The sequence below is a fragment of the Caballeronia sp. dw_19 genome (assembly GCF_018449515.1).
Classification (GTDB): domain Bacteria; phylum Pseudomonadota; class Gammaproteobacteria; order Burkholderiales; family Burkholderiaceae; genus Caballeronia.
On record NZ_JAAVUQ010000001.1, the window covers coordinates 578,424 to 587,740 of the forward strand.

General features: G+C 58.5%; 10 protein-coding genes. 6 read left to right on the forward strand and 4 right to left on the reverse strand.

The genetic code is table 11. The features are described from left to right. Positions 1-104 precede the first annotated feature (104 nt). Positions 105-1,304 carry an amino acid aminotransferase gene (locus HB376_RS02740; RefSeq protein ID WP_213761859.1) on the forward strand — a complete coding sequence of 400 codons (1,200 nt, stop codon included), beginning with the start codon at positions 105-107 and terminating at the stop codon, positions 1,302-1,304. 129 nt (positions 1,305-1,433) lie between these two features. On the opposite strand, the gene HB376_RS02745 is transcribed toward HB376_RS02740, so the two are convergent. Then, a complete protein-coding gene (locus HB376_RS02745) occupies positions 1,434-2,672 on the reverse strand; it encodes a patatin-like phospholipase family protein (RefSeq protein ID WP_213761860.1) in 1,239 nt (412 codons plus the stop codon). A 68-nt stretch (positions 2,673-2,740) separates the two neighbouring features. After that, entirely contained in the window at positions 2,741-3,538 is a 798-nt protein-coding gene (locus HB376_RS02750; RefSeq protein ID WP_213761861.1) for a 3-hydroxybutyrate dehydrogenase, read from the reverse strand. A 244-nt stretch (positions 3,539-3,782) separates the two neighbouring features. On the opposite strand from HB376_RS02750, the gene HB376_RS02755 reads away from it, so the two are divergent. From HB376_RS02755 to HB376_RS02765, 3 genes are all read left to right on the forward strand, one after another. Beyond that, entirely contained in the window at positions 3,783-4,754 is a 972-nt protein-coding gene (locus HB376_RS02755) for an aldo/keto reductase (RefSeq protein ID WP_213761862.1), read from the forward strand. A 159-nt stretch (positions 4,755-4,913) separates the two neighbouring features. Next, positions 4,914-5,759 (forward strand): 23S rRNA (adenine(2030)-N(6))-methyltransferase RlmJ, encoded by an 846-nt coding sequence (gene rlmJ, locus HB376_RS02760; protein ID WP_213761863.1) that lies wholly within the window; start codon positions 4,914-4,916, stop codon positions 5,757-5,759. Positions 5,760-6,591: 832 nt separating this feature from the next. Then, complete coding sequence (locus tag HB376_RS02765) at positions 6,592-6,942, forward strand: DUF305 domain-containing protein (RefSeq protein ID WP_213761908.1); 351 nt, start codon at positions 6,592-6,594, stop codon at positions 6,940-6,942. Between the two features lie 94 nt (positions 6,943-7,036). Here the strand turns inward: HB376_RS02765 and HB376_RS02770 are convergent, their stop codons facing one another. After that, a complete protein-coding gene (locus tag HB376_RS02770) occupies positions 7,037-7,183 on the reverse strand; it encodes a DUF3563 family protein (protein ID WP_087882081.1) in 147 nt (48 codons plus the stop codon). Between the two features lie 274 nt (positions 7,184-7,457). Further along, complete coding sequence (gene cueR / locus HB376_RS02775) at positions 7,458-7,844, reverse strand: Cu(I)-responsive transcriptional regulator (protein WP_213761864.1); 387 nt, start codon at positions 7,842-7,844, stop codon at positions 7,458-7,460. Positions 7,845-7,941: 97 nt separating this feature from the next. On the opposite strand from cueR, the gene HB376_RS02780 reads away from it, so the two are divergent. Continuing rightward, positions 7,942-8,148 (forward strand): cation transporter, encoded by a 207-nt coding sequence (locus HB376_RS02780; protein WP_213761865.1) that lies wholly within the window; start codon positions 7,942-7,944, stop codon positions 8,146-8,148. After that, the gene (locus HB376_RS02785) at positions 8,145-9,071 is read left to right on the forward strand and encodes an SDR family oxidoreductase (RefSeq protein WP_213761866.1); all 927 of its coding nucleotides are present in this window, start codon (positions 8,145-8,147) and stop codon (positions 9,069-9,071) included. The genes HB376_RS02780 and HB376_RS02785 overlap by 4 nt, the downstream gene beginning before the upstream one ends. Positions 9,072-9,317 lie beyond the last annotated feature (246 nt).

Sequence of the window (9,317 nt, forward strand, 5' to 3'; positions counted from 1 at the left end):
TGAGGTCCGGTTTGCGCCGCTTTTTAGCTGCTGTGTTGCCGATTAGCAGCCGATTCCCCATCCCGATCGCCCGTGCCCGCCTTATCCACTACCGCCGATAAATCATGTCTCTTTTCTCAGCCGTCGAACTTGCCCCCCGTGACCCGATTCTGGGCCTGAACGAAGCCTTCAACGCCGATCCGCGCACGACCAAGGTCAATCTCGGCGTGGGCGTGTATTTCAACGAAGAAGGCAAGATTCCGCTCCTGCGCGCCGTTCGCGAAGCCGAAAAAGCGCGTACGGAACTCGCCGCGCCGCGTGGTTATCTGCCCATTGAAGGCATTGCCGCTTATGACGCAGCCGTGCAAAAGCTGCTGCTCGGCAATGATTCTCCGCTGATCGCGGACGGCCGCGTGATCACGGCTCAGGCGTTGGGCGGAACGGGCGCGCTCAAGATTGGCGCCGATTTCCTGAAGCGGCTGAATCCCACGGGCAAAGTAGCGATCAGCGACCCGAGCTGGGAAAACCACCGTGCGTTGTTCGAATACGCGGGTTTTGACGTGCTGAACTACCCGTACTACGACGCAGCCACGCACGGCGTAAAGTTCGACGCCATGCTGGAAGCGTTCAACAGCTACCCGGCCGGAACGGTCGTCGTGCTGCACGCGTGCTGCCATAACCCAACCGGCGTCGACCTGACCCCGGCGCAGTGGCAACAGGTCGTGGAAACGGTCAAGGCACGCTCGCTGGTTCCGTTCCTGGATATCGCTTATCAGGGCTTCGGCGAGAACATCGACGCTGACGCTGCAGCTGTACGCCTTTTCGCCAAGGCAGATATCAACGTATTTGTATCGTCGTCGTTCTCCAAATCGTTCTCGCTGTATGGCGAGCGCGTGGGTGCACTGTCGATCATCACGAGCTCCAAGGAGGAAGCCACGCGCGTGCTGTCGCAACTCAAGCGCGTGATCCGCACGAACTATTCGAATCCGCCGACGCACGGCGGTTCAATTGTCGCCGCGGTGCTCGCTTCGCCCGAATTGCGCGCTACGTGGGAACAGGAACTCGGCGAAATGCGTGACCGCATTCGCGCAATGCGCAACGGTCTGGTCGAGCACATCAAGGCAGCAGGCGTGCAGCGCGACTTCAGCTTCGTGAACCAGCAGCGCGGCATGTTTTCGTACTCGGGCCTGACCTCGCCGCAAGTCGATCGCCTGCGCGAGGAATTCGGGATCTACGCCGTCAGCACGGGCCGCATCTGCGTGGCCGCGCTGAATACGCGCAATCTTGAAGTGGTGGCCAACGCTATCGCGACCGTGCTGAAATAAGTCTGGTTTTCGTGGTCTCGAAAACGGCGCTCCGTGTGAGCGCCGTTTTTTTGAGCTCCTGGCTGTGCTGCGCACGCGGAACCGTCTACGGTTCTCCGCTTGCTCTCTATCGATAAGATTGACACCCGATCAACGCTCGTCGCGATGAACGTCGTGCGTGATGAAACCCGCATCGTTGTTCGGCATATCGAGCCAGTCCCGATGCGAGAGCGTGCCGCGGATATCGGACAAGCCGCTTTCCCAATGCTCGCGCATGGTCGACAGTCCGAATTGATAGTCCTTGTAGTGCCCCTCGTATTCCTTGTGCCGGTAGATGAGGTGAATGACGTTAAAGCGCTTCGAACACGCGAGTTCCTCCGCCGTCTTGCACCACGGGTCGCTGTTGCGGATGTCCACCGGCACTTTGTCCAGCACTTCCCTCAACACGTTCCGAAACCGCTGCGAGCGCTGCAAGGTGTCGGTCACCAGGCGCGTCCGGCTGGAATACTGAATGTCCTTCACGCGTCCCATCACGTCGACAATGCTGTCCGGCACCGGCCCCCGTGCGCTCCACAAATCGACCTGGAACGCGAGCGTGTCACGACGCGGCGTAGCCTGCACGATCTCGTACAGCGGCGTATTGGACATCAGGCCACCGTCCCAGAAATACTCACAATCAATCTCGACGGCCGCAAAACCCGGCGGCAACGCCCCCGATGCCATGAAATGCTCCGCCCGCAACTTCATGCGAGTGTTGTCGAAATACGCGAAATTGCCGGTAGCTACATTCACCGCGCCCACCGACACCCGCGTCTCACGCGAGTTGATCCGGTCGAAATCGCAGAACCGTTCGAGCGTCCCCTTGAGCGGCCGTGTGTCATAGAAGCTCGCCGTGCCTGGCTCTCCCGCAGCCAACGGTGACGGCGGAGGAAACCGCGGTACGAAGAATCCCTTCTGCCCTTCGACCAAGGCGCTCCCGGCCTGCATCGCGGTGAAAGCCTTGCGGATCTCATCGGTGGAATTGAAGAACGCGTGTTCTACGAAAGCGGGCAACGGCGGCATGAAGGCAGGCTGGCAGATCGTCTCCCAAAACTCGAGCAGACGCGGCACGCGATCCTCGGGCGCGTTCCCCGCGATAATCGCCGTGTTCAATGCGCCAATGGAGATCCCCGCAATCCAGTTCGGGTGAATGCCGGCGTCGTTCAATCCCTGATACACGCCCGCTTGATAAGCACCGAGTGCCCCGCCGCCCTGCAACATCAACGCGATGGTTTCATACGGCGGCAACTTGATGCGCTTGGCCACTTCAGGACCGCCCGAGGCAAATGCCTCAGGCGGTTCGCCAGTGTCGAGTGACGTCACTTTGCGAGGCCCCTTCGTCCGTTTCATTCCTTTTGTCTCATTGTGTCCGCGGACACTGCCCGTTCGTTCTACCATCGAAACTCCTGTTTGAAGCCTTACTGCATGAACCAGCCGTGGCTCACCACGACCGATTGGCCCGTGAGCGCGGCCGTGGGGAAAGCCGCCAGGAACAGAACCGTTTGGGCCACGTCTTCCACAGTTGTGAAGACGCCGTCGACAGTGCCGCCCAGCATCACGTTCCTGACCACGTCCTCTTCGCTGATACCAAGCTCCTTGGCCTGCTCAGGGATCTGCTTGTCGACCAGCGGCGTGCGCACGAAACCCGGGCACACCACATGCGAGCGCACGTGATGCTTCGCGCCCTCCTTCGCCAGTACACGGGCCAGTCCGAGCAACGCGTGCTTGGCCGTGACATACGCGGACTTGAGCGCCGACGCCTCGTGCGAATGCACCGATCCCATATAGATCACGACACCGCCACGATCGTCCTTGTACATGTGCTGGAGCGCAGCTTTCGTGGTCAGAAACGCCCCGTCGACGTGAATGGCCTGCATTTTCTTCCAGTCGGAATACGCGTAGTTTTCGATCGGATTGACGATCTGCACGCCGGCGTTCGACACCAGGATATCGACCGAGCCGAATTCCGCCGCCACCCGATCGATACCGGTATTCACCGCCTGTTCGTCGGTCACGTCCATCACCACGCCTAATGCCCGGCCGCCCTGCGACCTGATCTGCTCGGCCACGGCGTCGGCGGCGTCCTGGTTCAGATCCGCTATGGCGACCGCTGCGCCTGCCTCGGCCAGAGTCAGGGCAATCTGCTTACCGATCCCGCTCGCCGCACCCGTGACCACCGCCACCTTGCCCGCCAGACTCGTATTCAGTGATGTCATTTGCCACCCCTCCTCTGTTCAGGTTTGAACAATGAAACCACGCAACGCCGCGCCGATCAACCTCGATAAATGTCATAGGCCTTTCGGTCGGCTATCCGACGTCACTCGGCCGGGTTATCGTTCGGTCACAAATGCAATGAACGCAAAGATCGGCAAGCCGGGCATCGCCGCGCGAATCCTGAAATCGGATTAAGCTTTGAAACCCGCCTGATGCAACTGAAACTCAAAACTGGAGATCACGAACATGAACTATCGTCGGCTAGGACGTTCCGGCCTGCAGGTCAGCGAATTGTCGATCGGCTCGTGGGTGACCTACGGCACGCAAGTCGACCATCGCGCGGCGCGCGAGTCGCTCGCTGCAGCCCGCGATCACGGCGTAAATTTCTTCGATAACGCGGAGGTCTATTCCAAAGGCAAGTCCGAGGAAATCATGGGCCGCGCGTTGAAGGAACTCGCGTGGCCGCGGGTAAGCTACGTGGTGTCGACCAAGTTTTTCTTTGGCATCAACGAAGGACCGAACCAGCAGCAAACGCTCAGCCGCAAGTATCTCCATAACGCCATTGACGGCTCGCTTGCGCGTCTGCAACTCGATTACGTCGACCTCGTGTTTTGCCATCGGCCCGATCCGCATACGCCGATCGAAGAAACCGTATGGGCAATGAGCGACATCATCGCGCGGGGCAAGGCGCTGTATTGGGGCACGTCGGAATGGAGCGCTGACGAAATTCGCACGGCGTACGACATTGCCGAGCGGCATCATCTGCACAAACCGGTGATGGAGCAGCCCGAGTACAACCTGCTGCATCGCAAGCGGGTCGAGAACGAATACAAGCGGCTCTATGAAGACATTGGGCTGGGTCTGACAACCTGGAGCCCGCTCGCCTCGGGGCTGCTCACCGGCAAGTATCGCGATGGCGTTCCGTCGGATAGCCGCGCGCAGCTTCAAGGTTACGAATGGTTGGCCAAGAAGCTGACGGACAAGGGCGCGAATAACATTGTCGGACGCCTTGCGGAAGTGTCCGACCAGCTTGGCTGCTCGCTGGCACAGCTTTCCCTCGCCTGGATTTTGCTGAATCCGAATGTCAGCACCGTCATTACCGGCGCGTCGCGGGTCGAGCAAATTCACGAGAACATGAAGGCCATCGACGTCGTGCAAAAGATCACGCCGGAGGTGAAGCAGCGCATCGAGGAAATCGTGGGTGACGCGTTCGTCTGACGCTTGGGTCTTGGACAGGCAGGGTCGTCGGCTACAATAACGACCCTGCCGCGTGTGCCTTGTAGTGCCGCGGCGCGCTTTTGCATCTTGGCGCTTAGGCACTTTCTTCGTCCGTCCGGCTCAGGACGCGCTCATTCTCGTCTCGCTTACTCATTTGCCATGCTCAGTTACCGACACGCTTTTCACGCAGGCAACCACGCAGACGTGCTGAAACACGCGGTTGTCGTGCAGTTGCTGCAACACCTTGCCCAGAAGGACAAGGCGTTCTGGTATATCGACACCCACGCGGGCGCCGGCGTGTATTCGCTGACTGACGGCTTCGCGACCAAGACGGGCGAGTTCGAGACAGGCATTGCCAAGATTTGGACCAAGCGTGATTTGCCGGGTTTGCTCAAGGATTACGTCAAAGAGGTCAAGGCGCTGAACGCGGACGGCACGCTGCAGTTCTATCCTGGCTCGCCCTATCTCGCATGGCGGGTAATGCGCGAGCAGGACCGCATGCGGTTGTTCGAGCTGCATTCCACCGAAATCGACGTGCTGCGCCACAATTTCCGCGACGCAGGACGGCGGGCAGTGCTTTTCGAAGGCGATGGTTTCGACGGCATCATCAAGCTGTTACCACCACCGCCGCGCCGCGCGCTTGTCCTGATCGATCCATCGTATGAAGACAAGCGCGATTACGCGCGCACGCTGAACTGCCTTGAGGAAAGCCTGAAGCGCTTTGCGACCGGCACTTATGCAATCTGGTATCCGCAGGTGACCCGGCTGGAGTCCCAGCGTTTCGCCGACCAATTGAAGCGCGTGCAGCCCAAGAATTGGCTGCATGCGTCATTGACCGTGAGCAAACCTCCCGTCGACGGCTTTGGCCTGTTCGGGAGTGGCATGTTTATCGTGAACCCGCCGTATACGCTCGCAGCTGCGCTGAAAGAGACGCTGCCGTATCTTGTCGACGCACTCGGTCAGGACAGCAAGGCGGCGTTCAAACTCGAACATCGTGGCGACTGAAAACGACCGGAACCCTCTGCACCGTTCGCCGTTAATCAAGCGACGTGGTAACCGCACCGGTTGCGGTATGTGGGTCCGACGATCGGGTTGGCACGGTCGGCACAGGGCTCGGGGTCGCGACGGATCGCGGCGTTGCGATGGGTATCGTGATGATGGGAGGCTGGCCCGGAGACTGCCTTGCTTGCGGCACTGCGGGCTGCGTTGAAGTGGAGGCCTGGGTTTGAGTTCCGGTCGGTACCCCGTAAGAGGCGCCGGAATGTGGCGACGTAGCACGTGGTCGATGCTGGTAATTGGATGACGACGGCTGTGAGCTCGTTGACGATCCATATCCCTGCCCGGCGTGATGCCCACCCTGCTGAAGTCCGATGTAAGGCGAAATGATGATCGTCTGCTGATCCTGCTGCGGCAATTCGGGCAACGTGGCCATCGGGCGCGCTGGCACCATGCCAGAACCATTCAGCGGACCCGTCTGTAGAACGGTGCCACCCGCGCCGCTATGAATCCCGGTCTGCGTATCCAGAATGAGCGGCTGACCGCCCGCCTGTCCGAATGCGTCCAACGTCGTCAAACCAGAGACAAGCCATAGCGCCGCGGTCGCCACATATTTGACCGGTCGAAGTTCTGGACTCACACCGCCCCCTTGGCATATGAATGACAACCGGCACGCATATCGGGCCGATTCATTTCGTATCATATAAAAGCGCTTTACCTTACCGCGATGGCAAGCTTTAAGCTAGCGCTCCCGAAAGTCGATATTCAAGGAGATTCGATGACGTTTCCGAAAACCCTCCTCGCTGGCGCCGCCGCGTTTGCAATTTCAATCTTTGTCTCGATGTCCGCTGCGTCTGCACAGACGCCGGCATCCTCTGCATCGATGGCAGGCATGGACATGTCAGCCGCAAGCGGCAGCCAGGGCGATTCCGCGTCGACGAAAGAATTTCAGGCAGCCGATCATTCGATGATGTCCGGCATGTCTGGTGTCGAGTACACCGGTGATGCCGATCATGATTTTGTCGCGCACATGATCCCGCACCACGAGGGCGCGGTCGCGATGGCAAAGGTCGAGTTGAAGTACGGCAAGGACGCCAAGTTGCGGGCCTTGGCCAAGGAGATCATCGCTTCGCAGGATAAGGAGATTGCGTTCATGAAGCGATGGCTCGCGACGCATCCCCAGAAAAAGTGAGCGGCCTGGCCTGATTGGCGAGAGTAGTCCAAAAATGACAAAGCCCCGCATGCGGGGCTTGTTCAATTTTTCGACCGGGTGTTTTCGGCTGAAATTACAGCGAGTAGCCTTCGGTTTCCAACGAGCGGATACGCTTTTCGAGTTGGACGATATCCGACGATTGCGCCAGATATTCTTCGCGACGATTACGTTCGGCGGTTTCAAACCAGATGCTGACTTTTTCGAGCAGGAATGCAAACATGATTTTTTCTCCAAGGATTTCAAATGAATCCCCGGCGGTTCGGGTCAGGGATATCCCTCGAAAGGGTTAACCCGGATTATAGACGAACCCCGCTGCCGGCGTTAGTGAAATGCCTGCATTGGGTGCATTCTTTTTTGGAATGGTGCACGCACCGCCTTGGAACAAGTGATTGATTTCTCTACTCTTCCTGGAAATTTTCAAGCAAGCACACTAATTTGGCACATCTATAGTGCACAAATCAGGCGAATGGGCTTGCCAAAACGCACCAACATGATCACTCGGCCAGTCTTTCCAGAATGGGGCAATCCGGTCGTCCGTCACCGTGGCAATTGACCGCCAAATGAGCGAGCGTGTCCCGCATATCGGTTAGTTCCGCGATCCGCCTGTCCAGCTCCGCGACATGTTCCAGCGCGATCGCCTTGACCTCTGCGCTGGCACGCTGCCGGTCCTGCCATAAAGCCAGGAGTTTGCGAATATCGTCGACCAGAAAGCCGAGCCGACGTGCTTGCCGAACAAAACGTAGTGCATGAACCTCCTGGGTTCCGTACATCCTGTACCCCGATGTGGTCCGGTCAACGGGTGGCAAAAGACCAACACTCTCGTAGTACCGAATCATCTTGGCCGTCACACCGGACGCGCGAGCGGCTTCGCCAATGTTCATCGCAGATACTCCTAAATTTTTCCATAGACTCTACACCTTCCAACGATAGGAAGGTATAGCATGGTTCGCTCTTACAAAACCCAGGCAAGGAATTGATATGGCTGAATTTAAGGTAGAAGGCATGAGCTGCCAGCATTGCGTCGCCGCCGTTACGCGCTCTATCCACGAAATCGACGCCGCCGCGCAAGTTCAAGTGGATCTCGAGCACGGGCGTGTTGTGGTGGCATCGACCGAAACCATTGATGCGCTCAAGGAAGCGATCGATGAGGCGGGCTACACGGTCGTATCGGCGAAGGCCGCATGACTCGGGGGCCGCAATTCAAGGTTGCGTTGATTGGCGCGTCCGGGTTGCTTGGACGCGCCGTTGCAAATGAACTAGCCGCGATAACTCGATGGCAGGTGGTACGAACGGCGTTTCGTCATGGCGACACGAGCACTATCACGCTCGATATCCGTGATGAGCGCGCCGTTCGGGAGTTCATCGCTGACCAGGCGCCTGACGCAATCGTTGTGGCTGCGGCCGAACGGCGTCCAGACGTTTGTGAGAATGACCCGGTGCTCGCGCGAGCGTTGAATGTTGAGGCATTGGGCTTTATCGCGAGCGCCGTACAGGAGACCGGTTCGTGGGTCCTCTCCATCTCGACCGACTATGTCTTCGATGGTACACGACCGCCCTATCAGCCGGACGATGCACCGAATCCCCTTAACGCCTATGGTCGCAGCAAGCTTGACGGAGAACAAACGCTGCTGCGATCCAGCGCCCAGTCCTGCGTGCTGCGTTTGCCGTTGCTATATGGTCCGGTAATCGACTGGGGTGAGTCGGCGGTGACAAGCTTGATGCCGGCAATCGTGGAATCTTCTCGTGGACCAGAGCCAGCGGTGATGGACGCTTGGGCGACGCGCTACCCCACCTTCACGCCTGACGTGGCAGTTGTGATCAGACAGTTGCTGGAGCGCCATGAAATCGGTGAATCAGTTACCGGCGTGATGCACTGGTCCGGCGATGAGCCAATGACAAAGTTCGACATTGCGCAGCGGATCGCGCAAGTGCTGAAAATTGATGCCTGCATCACAGCACAACGAACGCCGATCGATACTACACCGCGCCCGCGGAACTGCCATCTAGCATCGGACACGTTGGAGGTTTTGAAGGTAGGACAACGAACACCTTTCGACGCCGCGATCCGCACGGTACTGCAAAACTGGCCACATCCAACGAGCCTGTGAGAGGCCGTTAAATTCAGGCATAGCCGACCAAGCGGCGTCCGAATTCAACACCGCCGTTTTGGCATTTCACTACTTTGCGCATACTAGGAGAAGACCAGAGTTATCAGTCTTGAGGCCTGCCTGAGACTATCGACTTCCTCGCTCGGCTGAGTAAGCTTGCACGGCAGGCTGAAGACCTCATGGTCATATCGAAGGAGTGATTCGCGTGCGAAGAACTTCTCGAATGAGCTATCTGAACCGTGGAGT